Source organism: Streptomyces ipomoeae 91-03 (assembly GCF_000317595.1).
Classification (GTDB): domain Bacteria; phylum Actinomycetota; class Actinomycetes; order Streptomycetales; family Streptomycetaceae; genus Streptomyces; species Streptomyces ipomoeae.
In genome coordinates this window covers 1-16,125 of sequence record NZ_AEJC01000493.1, presented here as the reverse complement: position 1 = coordinate 16,125, position 16,125 = coordinate 1, and the positions used below count along the sequence as shown (strand labels likewise).

The window sequence follows — 16,125 nt, the reverse complement described above, 5'->3', positions numbered from 1 at the left end:
GGGCGGCGGCTACGGCAGCTGCGCCGCCCTCGCCTCGCGGCGATTGCCGCGGAAGTTGTTCACCCGGCGTGCCGTGGCGAACAGCGGAATCACCGCACCCATGACGAGCTGCAGGGCACAGCCGGTCTGGAGGAGGAGCTGGCCGCCGGGGGCGTCGAAGGCCCAGGCCGCCAGCAGGCCCATCGCGAGGACGATCCAGGAGAGCATCGCCACCGCGAGGGGCCCCCGCGGCTTCGGGTACTCGACGCGGCTCACCATCAGCCACGCGGTGCCGACGATGGCCAGCAGGGTCGCCACGAAGGGCAGCTCGAGGAGCACGATCGAGACGACCGTCAGGGCGCCGAACGGGGACGGCATGCCCTGGAACATGCCGTTCGTCGGTGTCACGCACGAGAAGCGGGCCAGGCGTAGCACCACGGCCAGCAGCACCACGATCGCGCCCACCGCCGCCACCCGCTGATGCGCGTCGTCCGCGACCATGCCGTAGACGAGGACGAAGTACGCCGGCGCGAGGCCGAAGCTGATCAGGTCGGAGAGGTTGTCCAGCTCCGCGCCCATCGGCGACGAGCGGAGCTTGCGCGCCACCAGCCCGTCGAACAGGTCGAAGATCGCCGCGCACAGCATCAGGATCACGGCGGTGGCCGCGCTGTGGCGGGCCATGCCCGTCTCCTGGCTGCCGGTGAGGTGCGGGATCAGAATGCCCGTGGTGGTGAAGTACACCGCCATGAAGCCGCACGTGGCGTTGCCGAGGGTGAGGGTGTCCGCTATCGACAGACGGAGCGACAGCGGCATCTCCTCCGCGTCGTCCTCCACCTCGTCGGCCTCCGGCACCCAGCCGGTCGTCGGGCCGGTCTGGCCGGCCTGTGTATCAGGATCAATCACGGTCAATGCGAGTCACCCCAGCCACGGTCTTCTGACCCACCTCGACATCGACCTCGACGCCCTCGGGCAGATAGATGTCCACGCGTGAACCGAAGCGGATCAGCCCGATCCGGTCACCCTGCTCGACCTTGGTGCCCTCGGGGATGTACGGGACGATGCGGCGCGCGACGGCGCCGGCGATCTGGATCATCTCGATGTCACCGAGTTCGGTGTCGAAGTGCCAGACCACGCGCTCGTTGTTCTCGCTCTCCTTGTTGAACGCGGGGACGAACCCGCCGGGGATGTGCTCCACCGACGTGACCGTGCCGGAGAGCGGCGCGCGGTTCACGTGGACGTTCAGCGGGCTCATGAAGATCGCGACGCGAGTGCGGCCGTCCTTCCACGGCATGATGCTCTGCACCACACCGTCGGCGGGCGAGATGACTCGGCCCTGGGCGATCTCACGCTCGGGGTCGCGGAAGAACCACAGCATGCCGGCCGCGAGCGCGGTGGCGGGGACGGCCACGGCCCGGGCGGCACCGGAGCGGCGCGAACGGGCGAGGCTGAGTGCTGCGGTGGCGACGGTCGGGAGAAGCCACGGCGATGCTCCGCGCGCGAGGCGTACGCCGACTCGGCTGTCGCGTGGTGCAGAGGTTTGGCTGTGGGGCATGGATGACCTTCGTAGCGGACGATGCCGCGCGGTGACTGGGGACGGCGGCTTTCTCGGGATCGTACCGGTCGCGGACCGCAACTGGGCAAGCCAGGAAGCCGAGTCAACGGCCGAAGAGTGCTGACGGGGTGTGATCTTCTTCTCGATGAAAACACCCCGAAACAGACATCCGTCCCTGGGTCAGCCCTGGAATCGGTACTCTTCGAGCAGTCGGCGACCGATGATCATTTTCTGGATTTCGGCGGTACCTTCGCCGATCAGCAGCATCGGTGCCTCGCGGTAGAGGCGCTCGATCTCGTACTCCTTGGAGAAGCCGTAGCCGCCGTGGATCCGGAAGGCGTCCTCGACGACTTCTTTGCAGTATTCGGAGGCAAGGTACTTCGCCATTCCTGCTTCGAGGTCGTTTCGTTCCCCGGAGTCCTTTTTGCGTGCCGCGTTCACCATCATGGCATGAGCGGCCTCGATCTTGGTAGCCATCTCCGCCAGCTTGAACTGGATGGCCTGATGCTGGGCGATCGGCTTGCCGAAAGTGTGCCGCTGCTGGGCGTACCGGACGCCGAGCTCGAAGGCGCGCTGAGCGACACCGCAGCCACGCGCGGCCACATTCACGCGGCCGACTTCCACGCCGTCCATCATTTGGTAAAACCCTCGGCCGGTGACGCCGCCGAGTACACGATTGGCCGGAATGCGCAGTCCGTCCATGATGAGTTCGGTCGTGTCGACGCCCTTGTAACCCATCTTGTCGATCTTCCCGGGAATGGTGAGGCCGGGGCGGACCTCTCCGAAACCGGCCTCCTTCTCGATCAAGAAGGTCGTCATCGACTTGTGGGGCGCCGTGGCTGTCTCCGAAGGGGAGTGTCCTTCGTCACTTCGGACGAGAACAGCGACGAGTGTTGACGTTCCACCGTTCGTCAGCCACATCTTCTGACCGTTCAGGACGTACTCGTCGCCGTCCTTGACCGCCTTCGATGTGATCGCCGACACATCGGAGCCGAGGCCCGGCTCCGACATCGAGAAGGCCCCCCGGATGTCACCGGCCGCCATCTTCGGCAGGAAGTAGTCCTTCTGCTCCTCGGTGCCGTGCTGCTTGAGCATGTACGCCACGATGAAGTGCGTGTTGATGATCCCGGACACCGACATCCAGCCCCGGGCGATCTCCTCCACGCACAGCGCGTACGTGAGCAGGGACTCGCCCAGACCGCCGTACTCCTCGGGGATCATCAGACCGAACAGACCCAGTTCCCTGAGCCCGTCGACGATCTGCTGCGGGTACTCGTCGCAGTGCTCCAGCTCCGTCGCGACCGGGATGATCTCCTTGTCCACGAAGTCCCGGACGGTGGACAGGATCTCCTGCTGGACGTCCGTCAGGCCGTGGGTCTGGGCGAGTCGTGCCATGGCTACTTCTCCTGCTCCTTGAGCTGGGGGCGGCCGGGCTGCTCGCCGCCGCGCTCCTTGATGTACGTCTCGGTCGGCACCATGACCTTGCGGCGGAAGACGCACACGAGCGTGCCGTCCTGCTTGTAGCCCTTGGTCTCGACGTGGACGATGCCGCGGTCGTTCTTCGACTTCGACGGCCACTTGTCGAGCACGGTCGTCTCGCCGTAGATCGTGTCCCCGTGGAAGGTCGGCGCCACGTGCTTGAGCGACTCGATCTCCAGGTTGGCGATCGCCTTGCCGGAGACGTCCGGCACGGACATGCCGAGCAGCAGCGAGTAGATGTAGTTCCCCACGACGACGTTCTTGCCGAAGTCGGTCGTCTGCTCCGCGTAGTTGGCGTCCATGTGGAGCGGGTGGTGGTTCATGGTGAGGAGGCAGAAGAGGTGGTCGTCGTACTCCGTGACCGTCTTCCCGGGCCAGTGCTTGTAGACGGCCCCGACCTCGAACTCCTCGTACGTACGTCCGAACTGCATGGCCGTCACGCCTCCGGGATCTCGAACTTGCCGGTGCGCCGCATCCCGGCGGCGCGTCCCTTGCCCGCGATGACCAGGGCCATCTTGCGGCTGGCCTCGTCGATCATCTCGTCGCCCAGCATCGCCGAGCCCTTCTTGCCACCCGCCTCGGACGTGTAGTAGTCGTACGCGTCCAGGATCAGCTCGGCGTGGTCGTAGTCCTCCTGGGAGGGCGAGAAGATCTCGTTGGACGCCTCGACCTGGCCCGGGTGCAGCACCCACTTGCCGTCGAAGCCGAGCGCGGCGGCGCGCTGGGCGACCTCGCGGTAGCCCTCGACGTTGCGGATCTGCAGGTAGGGGCCGTCGATCGCCTGGAGGTTGTTGGCGCGGGCGGCCATCAGGATCTTCATCAGGATGTAGTGGTAGGCGTCCGCCGGGTAGCCCGGCGGCTGCTCGCCCACGACCAGCGACTTCATGTTGATGGACGCCATGAAGTCGGCCGGGCCGAAGATGATCGTCTCGACGCGCGGGGAGGCCTGCGCGATCTCGTTGACGTTGTTCAGGCCCTGCGCGTTCTCGATCTGCGCCTCGATGCCGATCCGCCCGACCTCGAAGCCCATCGTCTTCTCGATCTGCGTCAGCAGCAGATCGAGGGCCACGATCTGCTGGGCGTCCTGCACCTTCGGCAGCATGATGCAGTCGAGGTTCTGGCCCGCGCCCTCGACGACGGTCACGACATCGCGGTACGTCCACTCCGTCGTCCAGTCGTTGACACGCACGACCCGGGTCTTGCCGGTCCAGTCGCCCTCGTTGAGGAACTTGACGATGGTGTGCCGCGCCTCCGGCTTGGCGAGCGGGGCGCAGGCGTCCTCCAGGTCGAGGAAGACCTGGTCCGCCGGGAGGCCCTGCGCCTTCTCCAGGAAGCGGGGATTCGAGCCCGGAACCGCCAGGCAGGAACGCCGGGGGCGAAGGCGGTTGACGGTCGTCATGCGGGGACCTCCAGGGGGTCGAGCTTGTTGGCCTTGCGGATCTCGTCGACGATACGGCCGATGATCCCGGTGATGTCGAAGTCCTTCGGGGTGAACACGGCGGCCACTCCAGCGGCCCTGAGCTGCTCGGCGTCCGCGTTCGGGATGATCCCGCCGGCGATCACCGGGATGTCGGCGGCGCCGGCGTCCCGCAGCCGGTCGAGGACGTCCGGCACGAGCTGGGCGTGCGAGCCGGAGAGAATGGACAGCCCCACCGCGTGCACGTCCTCGGCGAGGGCCGCGTCCACGATCTGCTCGGGCGTGAGCCGGATGCCCTGGTAGACCACCTCGAACCCGGCGTCACGGGCCCGCACCGCGATCTGCTCGGCCCCGTTGGAATGCCCGTCCAGGCCCGGCTTGCCCACCAGGAAGCGGAGCTTGCCGACACCGAGGTCCCGCGCGGTCAGCTCCACCTTGCGGCGCACCAGGGACAGCGCCGAGCCCTCCTCGGCGGCGACCGCCACCGGCGCGGACGAGACCCCGGTCGGCGCCCGGAACTCCCCGAACACCTCGCGCAGGGCCCCGGCCCACTCGCCGGTCGTGACCCCGGCGCGGGCGCAGTCCAGGGTGGCCTCCATGAGGTTGTCGGTGCCCTTGGCGGCCTCCTTCAGCCGCTCCAGGGCCTTGCAGGGGCGCGGGTGGTTGAAGGGCGGCTGGTAGCGGGTGTCGCGCCAGTTCCGCAGCGACTCGATCACCCGGGCCTCGACGGCCGGGTCGACCGTGTGGATCGCCGCGTCCAGGTCGGCGGTGAGCGGGTTGGGCTCTGTCGACTCGAAGATGTTGACGCCGACGATCCTCTCCTCGCCGGACTCGATACGGGCCCGGCGCTCGGCGTGCGAGGCGACGAGCTGCGACTTGAGGTAGCCCGACTCGACGGCGGCCATCGCGCCGCCCATCTCCTGGATCCGCTCGATCTCGGCGAACGACTCCTCGACCAGCTTGCTCACCTTCGCCTCGATGACACGCGAGCCCTCGAAGATGTCCTCGTACTCCAGCAGATCGCTCTCGTGGGCGAGGACCTGCTGTATCCGCAGCGACCACTGCTGGTCCCACGGCCGGGGCAGCCCCAGCGCCTCGTTCCAGGCCGGCAGCTGCACGGCACGCGCGCGTGCGTCCTTGGAGAGCGTCACCGCCAGCATCTCCAGCACGATCCGCTGGACGTTGTTCTCCGGCTGCGCCTCGGTCAGGCCCAGGGAGTTCACCTGGACGCCGTACCGGAAGCGGCGCTGCTTGGGGTCCTCGATGCCGTACCGCTCGCGCGTGATGCGGTCCCAGATACGGCCGAAGGCCCGCATCTTGCACATCTCCTCGATGAAGCGGACGCCCGCGTTCACGAAGAAGGAGATACGGGCGACGACATCGCCCATGCGCTCCTGCGGTACCTGCCCGGAGTCCCGGACGGCGTCCAGCACGGCGATCGCCGTGGACATCGCGTACGCGATCTCCTGGACCGGTGTGGCCCCGGCCTCCTGGAGGTGGTAGCTGCAGATGTTGATCGGGTTCCACTTCGGCATGTGGGAGACCGTGTACGCGATCATGTCCGTCGTCAGGCGCAGACTCGGCCCCGGCGGGAACACATGGGTGCCCCGGGACAGGTACTCCTTGACGATGTCGTTCTGGGTCGTGCCCTGGAGCCGGCTGATGTCCGCGCCCTGCTCCTCGGCGACGACCTGGTAGAGCGCCAGCAGCCACATGGCGGTGGCGTTGATGGTCATCGAGGTGTTCATCTGCTCCAGCGGAATGTCCTGGAACAGCCTGCGCATGTCACCGAGATGGGCCACCGGCACGCCGACCCGGCCGACCTCGCCACGGGCGAGGATGTGGTCGGAGTCGTACCCGGTCTGCGTCGGCAGGTCGAACGCCACCGACAGACCGGTCTGGCCCTTGGCGAGGTTGCGCCGGTACAGCTCGTTGGACGCCTCGGCGGTGGAGTGACCGGCATACGTGCGCATGAGCCACGGCCGATCTTTCTGACGCTCAGTCATGTACGCCTCTCAGATGTTCCGGAAGCGGTTGATGGCGTCGATGTGCTTCGCGCGCTTCTCGTGGTCGCGCACGCCCAGGCCCTCCTCGGGGGCGAGGCACAGGACGCCGACCTTGCCCTGGTGGAGGTTGCGGTGCACGTCGTACGCGGCCTGGCCGGTGTCCTCCAGGGAGTAGGCCTTGGACAGCGTCGGGTGGATCCTGCCCTTCGCGATCAGCCGGTTGGCCTCCCAGGCCTCGCGGTAGTTGGCGAAGTGCGAGCCGATGATCCGCTTCAGCGACATCCACAGGTAGCGGTTGTCGTACTCGTGCATGTAGCCCGAGGTCGAGGCACAGGTGGTGATCGTGCCGCCCTTGCGGGTGACGTAGACGCTCGCGCCGAAGGTCTCGCGGCCGGGGTGCTCGAAGACGATGTCGATGTCCTCGCCGCCGGTGAGCTCGCGGATGCGCTTGCCGAAGCGCTTCCACTCCTTCGGGTCCTGGGTGTTCTCGTCCTTCCAGAACTTGTAGCCCTCGGCGTTGCGGTCGATGATCGCCTCCGCGCCCATCGCCCGGCAGATGTCCGCCTTCTGCTCGCTGGAGACGACACAGATGGGATTGGCGCCACCCGCGAGCGCGAACTGGGTGGCGTACGAGCCGAGTCCACCGCTCGCGCCCCAGATGAGCACGTTGTCGCCCTGCTTCATGGCGGCGCCGTTGCGGGAGACGAGCTGCCGGTACGCCGTGGAGTTCACGAGCCCCGGGGCGGCGGCCTCCTCCCACGACAGATGGTCCGGCTTCGGCATCAGCTGGTTGGACTTCACCAGTGCGATCTCTGCCAGTCCGCCGAAGTTGGTCTCGAAGCCCCAGATCCGCTGCTCGGGGTCGAGCATCGTGTCGTTGTGGCCGTCGGACGACTCCAGCTCGACGGAGAGGCAGTGCGCGACGACCTCGTCACCGGGCTTCCAGGCGTTGACGCCCGGGCCGGTGCGCAGGACGACGCCCGCGAGGTCGGAGCCGATGATGTGGTACGGCAGGTCGTGGCGCTTGGCCAGCTCGTTGGTGCGGCCGTAGCGCTCCAGGAACCCGAAGGTCGACAGCGGCTCGAAGATCGAGGTCCACACCGAGTTGTAGTTGACCGAGGAGGCCATGACGGCCACCAGGGCCTCACCCGGGCCGAGCTCCGGCACCGGCACCTCGTCGAGGTGGATCGACTTGCGGGGGTCCTTGTCGCGGGTGGCGAGGCCCGCGAACATCTCCGTCTCGTCCTTGTGCACGGTGATCGCGCGGTACGACTCGGGGAGCGGCAGAGCGGCGAAGTCGGCGGGCTTGACCGCGGCGGAGCCGCCAGATGTCACAGCCTGCGACTGGATCGCGTCCAGGATTTCCTTCACGGTGGTGCCTCCGGCGAGGAGCGTCCTGAGGGAAGACGCTGTTGAGGGTTACGTCGGGTGCTGCTGAACGATGGGGGAAGTGGTGCCGTCGGTTCGGCGGAGGGTGGTGCTTTCGGCGGCGCTTTGTGGCGCGGAAGGTGCCTGTGACGCAGGCGTCCGGGCGCGCAAGCACCTGGCTTGCGGGGACAGCCGGCGTACGAAAGGTCGCTGCACGCCGGCCGCCCGGACTCCTTCAACGTATGGCACGCCGTGACACCGTGCAAGGCACGGAGTGCCAGAAAGTTCGCTCAGGTGAAATCTTTACGTAACAACTGAGCGATGATCGATCAGGTGGGGGTCGAAAAGAGCCTCTGACATGCCAAAACGGCCACCCGATGGGGTGGCCGTTCTCACAGTTACCGATGAGTAAAACGGGGTTTCGGCGGGCCTTCTCGCGAGGATCGCCGACCCCGCCGCAAAGCCCGGTGGCGTCGTCGCGAGGTCTCAGCGGTCCCTCAACGCCTCCTCGATGGTCCGCATGACCTCGTCGAGGGGAGCGTCGGTCCGGGCCACCGCCACCAGGACCTCGCCGTTGGTGGAGGCCGTCGCCGCGGCCGGCTCCGGGGCCAGGGTCCGGCCCGCGCCGATGCCGGTGCCGAAGGTCCTGCGGACGATCGCGAAGGCGTGGTCGAGCTGGGTCTCGACGTCGCCCTGGCCGCCGGACCTGAGCCAGCGCCGCAGCACATGGTTGTGCGCGGTGACGACCGCCGACGCGGCGACCTCCGCGAGCAGCGGGTCGTCGCCCACGTCGTCGTGGTGGGCGTGCTCGTCGAAGTGGCCCAGCAGATAGCGGGTGAACAGGCGCTCGTAGCGGGCCACGGAGGCGATCTCCGCCTCCCGGAGGGTGGGGACCTCACGGGTCAGCTTGTAGCGGGCGACCGAGATCTCCGGCCGGGCCGCGTACATCTTCATGACTTCCTTGATGCCCCGGCACACCGTGTCCAGCGGATGCTCGTGCGCGGGGGCCGCGTTGAGCACGGCCTCGGCGCGGATCAGGGTGTCGTCATGGTCCGGGAAGATCGCCTCTTCCTTGGAGCGGAAGTGGCGGAAGAAGGTGCGGCGGGCCACCCCGGCCGCCGCGGCGATCTCGTCGACCGTGGTCGCCTCGTACCCCTTGGTCGAGAACAGCTCCATGGCCGCGGCCGCCAGTTCCCGGCGCATCTTGAGCCGTTGGGCGGCGGCGCGACTGCCCGCGGCACTCTCCGGTGCGTCGGGCGTAGCCGGTGTACGTGAGGATTTGGCGGGCTGGGACATGCCCCGAACGTACTGCATCCGTGCAGGAGAGTGCGCACGTGCACCGGTTCCCCCGCCCCGCTCGGACGGGGGAACGGCCGGTCGGGCGGGTGTGGAAGCGGCGGAGCCGTCGGCCGGCGGGGCGGGGGAACGGACGGGCGGGGGACGGCCGCCCGGGTCGAGGAGGCCGCCCCAGTCCCCGCCCGCCGTGGTGTCCGCCGCGAACCGGTCGCCCTGACGCTCAGCGCTTGGCATATTCGCGGAAGCCACGGCCGGTCTTGCGGCCGAGGCAGCCCGCGGCCACCAGGTGCTCCAGCAGGGGCGCCGGGGCGAGCCCCGGGTCGCGGAACTCGCGGTGCAGCACCTTCTCGATGGCCAGCGAGACATCCAGCCCGACCACGTCCAGCAGTTCGAATGGCCCCATGGGGTAGCCGCCGCCCAGCTTCATGGCCGCGTCGATGTCGTCCAGCGTCGCGTAGTGCTCCTGGACCATCTTGATCGCGTTGTTCAGGTACGGGAACAGCAGCGCGTTCACGATGAAACCGGCCCGGTCGCCGCAGTCCACCGGGTGCTTGCGGACCTTCGCGCACAACTCACGGACCGTGGCGTGGACGTCGTCCGCCGTCAGGACCGTGCGGACCACCTCGACCAGCTTCATCGCCGGGGCCGGGTTGAAGAAGTGCATGCCGATCACGTCCTGCGGACGCGAGGTGGCACGGGCGCAGGCGACGACGGGCAGTGAGGACGTGGTGGTGGCGAGGATCGCGCCCGGCTTGCAGACCTTGTCGAAGGTCGCGAACAACTGCCGCTTGACCTCCAGGTCCTCGGCCACCGCCTCCAACGCCAGGTCGACGTCCGCGAACGCGTCGTACGAGCCCGCCGGGGTGATCCGGTCCAGCGTCTCGGCGGCGGCCTCGACCGTCATCCGCCCCTTGTCGACCGAGCGGGACAGCGACTTGCCGATCCGGGCCTTGGCGGCCTGCGCCTTCTCCTCGCTGCGCGCGGCCAGCACGACCTCGTACCCGGCCTTCGCGAACACCTCGGCGATCCCGGAGGCCATGGTTCCCGAGCCCGCGACACCGATCGAGCGGACGGTACGGCCGGGCACCGTGGCGACCCCGTCCAGCGGCGTCAGCGCGTCCCGCACGACCGTGGCGGAGCCCGGTGCCTCGTACGTGTAGAAGCCGCGCCCCGACTTACGGCCCGTCAGGCCCGCCTGGCTGAGCTGCTTGAGGATCGGCGCCGGCGCGTGCAGCCGGTCGCGCGAGGCGGCGTACATGGCCTCCAGGACCGTACGCGCCGTGTCGATGCCGATCAGGTCGAGCAGCGCCAGCGGGCCCATCGGCAGCCCGCAGCCGAGCCGCATCGCCGCGTCGATGTCCTCACGGGAGGCGTACTTGGCCTCGTACATCGCGGCGGCCTGGTTGAGGTAGCCGAACAGCAGCCCGTCGGCGACGAAACCGGGCCGGTCGCCGACCGCGACGGGCTCCTTGCCCAGGTCGAGGGCGAGATCCGTGACCACGGCGACGGCCTGCGGCGCGGTCAGCACCGAGGAGACCACCTCGACCAGCTTCATCGCCGGGGCCGGGTTGAAGAAGTGCAACCCCAGCACCCGCTCCGGACGCGCCGACTCGGCGGCGAGCCGGGTGACCGACAGGGCGTTGGTGCCGGTGGCGAGAATGGTCTCCGGCCGGACGATCGCGTCCAGCTCACGAAAGACCTGCTGTTTGACCTCGTACGACTCCGGGACCACCTCGATCACCAGGTCGGCGTCGGCCGCGGCCCGCAGATCGGTGAAGGTGCGGAAGCGGGCGAGGGCGTCGCCGCGCTCCTGCTCGGTGATCCGCCCGCGCGCCACGGCGCGCTCGGTCGAGGACTCCAGCGAGGCGACGGCACGGCGGGCCGCCGCCTCGCTGATGTCGATGCCGATGACCTCGCGGCCGGCCCGGGCCAGCACCTCGGCGATACCGGTGCCCATCGTGCCGAGGCCGACCACGGCAATGGTCTTCGGGGAAGATTCGGGGGACAGGGGAGTGGCCATCGCGGGACTCCTGGAATGAGGGTGACGACTGAGGAGGAGCGCTCCCGGGTACGCCGACGAGGGCGCAACCTGCGCATGGGGTGCGGGTGTTGTGATGCCGGGCTGTTGAACGCACACGCCCGGTGCCGGTGCCGTCGCCGCGGGCATCGCACACGCCCGGCGAACGGCTGAACCGACCGGCCCTGTCCCGAGGCCGAGCCGTACTGGTACTCCATGTACCGAACCGACTGTGCTCACGACGGCCGCGTCACCAAACCGTCGCGAGCGAACACGAGTGGGTCACTCGCTCGTCTGAGCTTAACCGGTGGGTAACGAGCGCGCCAGCCCCCCCCATGTTTGTGATGTACGTCCCCGAACGTCGATCCCGCCCGTACGCTCGGTGGTATGGACGAAGCGTTGCGATCACTCACGGAGCGTGTGCGACACGAGGCGGGCGGCTCCACCGGGTACGAGCGGCTTGTCATGACCGACAGCACGGATGAGCTGGCGGCGGTGCTGACCGAGCCGGGGCAGCCGTTGTGGGCCAGGGAGTTGGCGGCGTTTCGGTTGGGCCTGGCGGGGGATCGGCGGGCGTTCGAGGCGCTTGTCCTGTTGCTGAACCATCGGGACCCTCCGCGATGCGCTTCCGCGGCGTATGCGTTGGCCAGGCTCGGGGATCCGCGTACCGCCCGCGCGGCGGCGGCTCTCGCGACGAATGAGCTGCGGGTGGCGTACGCCCTGCATCCAGTACGGCTGCTGGTCGAGCTTCGTGCGCCTGAGGCCGTGCCCGCGCTGATCACGACGCTGCGGCGTCGGCTCAGGCCGCATGATCCCTATCGCCGGGTGGCGCTCGCGTGTGTGGAGGGGTTGGGGGAACTGGGGGACGCGCGGGCGAGGCCCGTGTTGAACGAGGCCCTTGCGCATCCGGCTCTTGCGGAGGCGGCGGCGCGGGCGTTGGCTCGTTTTCCGAAGCAGCGGTGACGTCGCGTTCAGAGGGTTGTCCTTGAGCTGCAGGCCGGTGAGGGCTTGTCGCTCCCCCACTCTCGGCTCCGCTCGAGCGGGAGGGACCCCCATCGCGGCGGAGCCGCATGTCGAGACAGCCCCGCGCCCCTCAAAGGGCGCCGCGTACGTACCGGACCTCGGGAACCTCGACCCCGTCCACCTCGAACGGTTCCTCTGTGCCGTCGGGTGTGAAGCCGTGGTGTTCGTAGAAGCGGCGGGCCCTGGTGTTCTCCTTGAGGACCCAGAGGAGCATGCGCTCGTGGCCGGCGGTCGTGCAGCGGGCGATCGACTCGCGCAGGAGCGCGCTGCCCACCCCGCTGCCGAAGTGCCCCGGGCGTACGTACAGCGCGTACAACTCGGCGTTCTCCGTGTGGACTTCGCCGTCCCGGTGCGGGCCGTACGCCGCCCAGCCGATGACCTGGCCCGCCCGCTCGGCGACCAGGCTCACCACCGGGTTGCCCGGCTGGAGGAGCAACTCGCGGCGTCTCTCCGTGTCCTGCGCCACATCCATCGCGTCGAGGTACGGCTGCGGTATCAGGCCTGCGTACGCGGTCTGCCAGCCGCCGACGCGGATCTCGGCGACGGGGCGGCAGTCGGCCAGGGTCATCCGTCGGATGCGGAGGGTGTCGTTCATGGCGGCACCCTAGGGGGAGGCGGCCGTGGGAGGCCCGCGGTTTTCATGTGGCGGGACCCCCACGGCCCGCGGGCTCAGCCGCGGAAGCCCAGCAGACTGTGCAGCGTCGAGCCCCGTGAGGAGGTGGACGCCGTCTTCGTGCTCAGGGGCTTGGGGTCGGGGAGTTTCTCGCAGACCGCGTCGGCCTCGCCCGTACCGCGTGGCACGGTGCCGTCCGCCAGGTAGGCCGCCAGGTGTTTGTCCAGGCAGGCGTTGCCGCCCAGCGTGATGCCGTGGTTGCCGCCGCCCTGTTCGACGACCAGGCTGGAGCCGCGCAGGAGGTGGTGGGTGATGACGCCGCCCTGGTAGGGGGTGGCCGCGTCGTCCGTGGCCTGGAAGATCAGCACCGGGGGCAGTGCGCTGTTGGAGATGTCCACGGGGTTCCGGGACCGGGTGGGCCAGAACGCGCAGGGTGCGTTGTACCAGGCGTTGTTCCAGGCCATGAACGGGGCCTTCTCGTACACCTTCCAGTTGTCGTCGCGCCAGGTGTTCCAGTCGCGCGGCCAGTGCGCGTCACGGCACTGCACCGAGGTGTAGACGCTGTAGCCGTTGTCGCCCTCCGCGTCGACGGCGCCGAAGTTCTCGTACGCCTCGACCAGCGGGTCGTCGTTCTTCTTGTTCACATAGGCCGCGAACGCCTCCGCCAGGTAGGGCCAGTAGCCGTTGTAGTAGCCGCCGGGAATGAAGGTGTCCTCCAGCTCGGAGGCGCCCACCTTGCCGTCCGCGGGCTTCTTGGCCAGAGCCGACCGCATCCTGTACCACTTGGCCTCGATCTTCTCCGGATCGGTGCCGAGCCTGTACGTCTTGTTGTTCTTGGCGATCCAGGCCATCAGCGCCCGGTGGCGGTCGTTGAAGGCGTAGTCCTGCTGGAGGTTGTCGTCGTACCAGACCCCGGTGGGGTCGACCACGGAGTCCAGCACCGCGCGCCGCACGCGGTTCGGGAAGAGCTTCGCATACACGGCGCCGAGGTAGGTGCCGTACGAGTACCCGAAGTAGTTGATCTTCTTGGCGCCGAGGGCCTCGCGGATGGCGTCCATGTCCTTGACCGCGCTGATCGTGTCGATGTACGGCAGCACGTCCGCGTACTTCGTGGCGCACGCCTCGGCGAAGGACCGGGCGCGCTTCAGGTTGGCCTGCTCGATCTTCGCGCTGGTCGGCAGGGAGTTCGGGCGCACCGGTGCGAAGTTGCCCGGCTTGCAGTCGAGGGCGGGCTTGCCGGCGCCGACGCCGCGCGGGTCGAAGCCGATGACGTCGTACTGCGCCGCCACTTTCTTGGGCAGCGAGGACGCGACGAATCCGGCCAATGTGATCCCGCTGCCGCCGGGGCCGCCCGGGTTGACCAACAGGGGTCCCTGGTACTTCTTCGCGGTGTGCGGGATGCGCGACAGGGCGAGTGCGATCTTCCTGCCCTGCGGCTTGTCGTGGTTGAGCGGCACCTTCAGGGAGGCGCACTGGAGGGTCGGATAGTCGCTGGTGGCGCACTTCTTCCAGGCGAGTTTCGCCACCGGTGCGGCTGCGGAGCCGGCGCTCGCGTCGGCCGGGACCGCTGTGACCATCCCGGCCAACACGGCGGCGGCACCACACAGAGCGGCTGCGCGTTTCTTCATCGTCAGGCCTCCCAGGACGGAGGATTTCCAGCCGTGCACGCCACGGCCTTCGTCGCATCGTCCCGGAACGCACGCTCGGAAGAACGCGTTCCGCCGAGACTTGACCCCATCGGGGCGAAGGAAGAGCCCGGATGCCCCCCGAAACAGTCAGGAACGTGCTGTCACAGGAGGGTCAGCTGAGTCGGCGTCGGATCCCGTACGACCTCCAGCGGAGCCGGCTCGGACACCGGGATCCTTCTCGGCAGCTCCGTCAGCCTGGGCCCCATCCCGTACTCCCTTGCCAGCTCGTGGACCTGACGGGTGATCCGCCGCTGATACCACTTCGGGGCGTACGCGCCCTCCGCGTACAGCCGCTCGTAACGCCGTACGAGATGCGGGTGATGGCGCTCCAGCCACGCCATGTACCACTCGCGCGCGCCGGGGCGCAGATGCAGCACCAGCGGTGTCACGGAGGTGGCCCCGGAGGCGGCGATCGCCCGTACGGTGGCGCGCAGCCGGTCCGGGTGGTCGCTGAGGAAGGGGAGCACGGGAGCCATCAGCACCCCGCAGCCGATGCCGCGGTCGGCGAAGGCGCGCACGATGTCCAGCCGGCGCTCCGGGGCGGGCGTGCCCGGCTCGACCGTGCGCCACAGCTCCTGGTCGGTGAAGCCGACGGAGACGGAGATCCCGACCTCGGTGACTTCCGCGGCCTGTCGGATGAGGTCGAGGTCACGCAGGATCAGCGTGCCCTTGGTCAGGATCGAGAAGGGGTTCGCGTGGTCGCGCAGGGCGGTGATGATGCCCGGCATCAGGCGGTAGCGGCCCTCGGCGCGCTGGTAGCAGTCCACATTGGTGCCCATCGCGATGTGCTCGCCGTGCCAGCGCGGTGAGGCCAGCTGGCGGCGCAGCAGCTCGGGCGCGTTGATCTTCACCACGATCTGCGAGTCGAAGTCGTGGCCGGTGTCGAGGTCCAGATAGCTGTGGGTCTTGCGGGCGAAGCAGTACACGCACGCGTGCGTGCAGCCTCGATAAGGGTTCACCGTCCATTCGAACGGCATCCGGGAGGCCCCGGGCACCCGGTTCAGGATCGACTTGGCCCGGATCTCGTGGAAGGTCATGCCGTGGAACTCGGGGGTGTCGAAGGTGCGGCTCGTCACCGTCTCCGCGCCGAACAGTGCGGCATCCCGGGCCGTGGCGGGGTTCTCGGCCAGATGGTCCCAGCGCATGGACGCCTCCTCGATGTGCTCCGGCTCAGAATAGAACACGCGTTCCCTTGATCGTGCGAACTGGTTTTCGAACATCGTGTGGAGGTCTCGCCGGGGGCACCCCGCGCGGGCCGGTCCCGCCCCTTCGGGCACCCCGATTTGGGCCGTCCGGCCGGGTGGTGGTTGGCTTTCCGCACACCCCCCGAGTTACCAAGTGCTGGAGGAAGTGCAATGGCGCAGGTCGAGGCCACGACGGAGCGAATCGTCGCGGCGGACGCGGAGACGGTGTTCGACACCCTGGCCGACTACAGCGGCGCGCGCGGGAAGATGCTGCCCCAGCACTTCAGCGAGTACGAGGTGCGCGAGGGCGGCGACGGCGAGGGCACCCTCGTCCACTGGAAGCTCCAGGCCACCAGCAAGCGCATCCGCGACTGCCTCCTGGAGGTCACCGAGCCCTCCGACGGCGAGCTCGTCGAGAAGGACCGCAACTCCTCCATGGTCACCACCTGGCGGGTCACCCCGGCCGGTGAGGGCAAGTCCCGAGTCGTCGTCACCACCACCTG

The 16,125-nt window shown here is 68.7% G+C and carries 14 protein-coding genes; 2 read left to right on the top strand and 12 right to left on the bottom strand.

Annotated elements, in window-relative coordinates:
• Positions 1 to 9: 9 nt before the first annotated feature.
• The 9 genes from pssA to STRIP9103_RS32370 form a co-directional block, all read right to left on the bottom strand.
• Entirely contained in the window at positions 10 to 831 is an 822-nt protein-coding gene (pssA, locus tag STRIP9103_RS32410; RefSeq protein ID WP_048821381.1) for a CDP-diacylglycerol--serine O-phosphatidyltransferase, read from the bottom strand.
• A 43-nt stretch (positions 832 to 874) separates the two neighbouring features.
• Positions 875 to 1,531: a phosphatidylserine decarboxylase gene (locus STRIP9103_RS32405; protein ID WP_009327482.1), complete on the bottom strand. Its 657-nt coding sequence runs from the start codon at positions 1,529 to 1,531 to the stop codon at positions 875 to 877.
• Positions 1,532 to 1,711: 180 nt separating this feature from the next.
• Positions 1,712 to 2,926, bottom strand: coding sequence for an acyl-CoA dehydrogenase family protein (locus tag STRIP9103_RS32400; protein WP_009327489.1), 1,215 nt, complete (start codon positions 2,924 to 2,926; stop codon positions 1,712 to 1,714).
• Between the two features lie 2 nt (positions 2,927 to 2,928).
• On the bottom strand, positions 2,929 to 3,441 hold the full coding sequence (locus STRIP9103_RS32395) for a MaoC family dehydratase (protein ID WP_048821385.1): 513 nt from the start codon (positions 3,439 to 3,441) through the stop codon (positions 2,929 to 2,931).
• Between the two features lie 5 nt (positions 3,442 to 3,446).
• Positions 3,447 to 4,409 carry an HpcH/HpaI aldolase/citrate lyase family protein gene (locus tag STRIP9103_RS32390; RefSeq protein WP_009327481.1) on the bottom strand — a complete coding sequence of 321 codons (963 nt, stop codon included), beginning with the start codon at positions 4,407 to 4,409 and terminating at the stop codon, positions 3,447 to 3,449.
• On the bottom strand, positions 4,406 to 6,433 hold the full coding sequence (locus STRIP9103_RS32385; RefSeq protein ID WP_009327492.1) for a protein meaA: 2,028 nt from the start codon (positions 6,431 to 6,433) through the stop codon (positions 4,406 to 4,408). Before STRIP9103_RS32385 ends, STRIP9103_RS32390 begins: the two co-directional genes overlap by 4 nt.
• 9 nt (positions 6,434 to 6,442) lie before the next feature.
• Positions 6,443 to 7,804 carry a crotonyl-CoA carboxylase/reductase gene (gene ccrA, locus STRIP9103_RS32380; RefSeq protein ID WP_009327493.1) on the bottom strand — a complete coding sequence of 454 codons (1,362 nt, stop codon included), beginning with the start codon at positions 7,802 to 7,804 and terminating at the stop codon, positions 6,443 to 6,445.
• A 483-nt stretch (positions 7,805 to 8,287) separates the two neighbouring features.
• Complete coding sequence (locus STRIP9103_RS32375) at positions 8,288 to 9,097, bottom strand: TetR family transcriptional regulator (RefSeq protein ID WP_048821384.1); 810 nt, start codon at positions 9,095 to 9,097, stop codon at positions 8,288 to 8,290.
• A gap of 220 nt (positions 9,098 to 9,317) precedes the next feature.
• Positions 9,318 to 11,117, bottom strand: coding sequence for a 3-hydroxyacyl-CoA dehydrogenase family protein (locus tag STRIP9103_RS32370; RefSeq protein ID WP_009327483.1), 1,800 nt, complete (start codon positions 11,115 to 11,117; stop codon positions 9,318 to 9,320).
• 384 nt (positions 11,118 to 11,501) lie between these two features.
• Here STRIP9103_RS32370 and STRIP9103_RS32365 point away from each other — a divergent pair, with 384 nt between their 5' ends.
• Positions 11,502 to 12,077 carry an adenylosuccinate lyase gene (locus STRIP9103_RS32365; protein WP_048821380.1) on the top strand — a complete coding sequence of 192 codons (576 nt, stop codon included), beginning with the start codon at positions 11,502 to 11,504 and terminating at the stop codon, positions 12,075 to 12,077.
• A 130-nt stretch (positions 12,078 to 12,207) separates the two neighbouring features.
• On the opposite strand, the gene STRIP9103_RS32360 is transcribed toward STRIP9103_RS32365, so the two are convergent.
• From STRIP9103_RS32360 to STRIP9103_RS32350, 3 genes are all read right to left on the bottom strand, one after another.
• Positions 12,208 to 12,732 (bottom strand): GNAT family N-acetyltransferase, encoded by a 525-nt coding sequence (locus tag STRIP9103_RS32360; RefSeq protein WP_009327485.1) that lies wholly within the window; start codon positions 12,730 to 12,732, stop codon positions 12,208 to 12,210.
• 74 nt (positions 12,733 to 12,806) lie between these two features.
• Positions 12,807 to 14,378 carry an alpha/beta hydrolase gene (locus STRIP9103_RS32355; protein ID WP_048821383.1) on the bottom strand — a complete coding sequence of 524 codons (1,572 nt, stop codon included), beginning with the start codon at positions 14,376 to 14,378 and terminating at the stop codon, positions 12,807 to 12,809.
• A gap of 161 nt (positions 14,379 to 14,539) precedes the next feature.
• Positions 14,540 to 15,583, bottom strand: a complete 1,044-nt coding sequence (locus tag STRIP9103_RS32350) for an Rv2578c family radical SAM protein (protein ID WP_048821382.1) — start codon at positions 15,581 to 15,583, stop codon at positions 14,540 to 14,542.
• Positions 15,584 to 15,793: 210 nt separating this feature from the next.
• Between STRIP9103_RS32350 and STRIP9103_RS32345 the strand changes: the two genes are divergently transcribed.
• Positions 15,794 to 16,125: SRPBCC family protein (locus tag STRIP9103_RS32345; protein ID WP_009327484.1), on the top strand; the 332-nt coding region annotated here is incomplete at its 3' end.

Excerpts from the sequence above, each read along its gene's own strand:
- STRIP9103_RS32360 (WP_009327485.1), bottom strand. The coding sequence starts at position 12,732 with ATGAACGACACCCTCCGCATCCGACGGATGACCCTGGCCGACTGCCGC.
- STRIP9103_RS32390 (WP_009327481.1), bottom strand. The coding sequence starts at position 4,409 with ATGACGACCGTCAACCGCCTTCGCCCCCGGCGTTCCTGCCTGGCGGTT.
- STRIP9103_RS32350 (WP_048821382.1), bottom strand. The coding sequence starts at position 15,583 with ATGCGCTGGGACCATCTGGCCGAGAACCCCGCCACGGCCCGGGATGCC.
- STRIP9103_RS32365 (WP_048821380.1), top strand. The coding sequence starts at position 11,502 with ATGGACGAAGCGTTGCGATCACTCACGGAGCGTGTGCGACACGAGGCG.
- STRIP9103_RS32355 (WP_048821383.1), bottom strand. The coding sequence starts at position 14,378 with ATGAAGAAACGCGCAGCCGCTCTGTGTGGTGCCGCCGCCGTGTTGGCC.
- STRIP9103_RS32395 (WP_048821385.1), bottom strand. The coding sequence starts at position 3,441 with ATGCAGTTCGGACGTACGTACGAGGAGTTCGAGGTCGGGGCCGTCTAC.
- STRIP9103_RS32405 (WP_009327482.1), bottom strand. The coding sequence starts at position 1,531 with ATGCCCCACAGCCAAACCTCTGCACCACGCGACAGCCGAGTCGGCGTA.
- STRIP9103_RS32370 (WP_009327483.1), bottom strand. The coding sequence starts at position 11,117 with ATGGCCACTCCCCTGTCCCCCGAATCTTCCCCGAAGACCATTGCCGTG.
- STRIP9103_RS32385 (WP_009327492.1), bottom strand. The coding sequence starts at position 6,433 with ATGACTGAGCGTCAGAAAGATCGGCCGTGGCTCATGCGCACGTATGCC.
- STRIP9103_RS32375 (WP_048821384.1), bottom strand. The coding sequence starts at position 9,097 with ATGTCCCAGCCCGCCAAATCCTCACGTACACCGGCTACGCCCGACGCA.
- STRIP9103_RS32400 (WP_009327489.1), bottom strand. The coding sequence starts at position 2,926 with ATGGCACGACTCGCCCAGACCCACGGCCTGACGGACGTCCAGCAGGAG.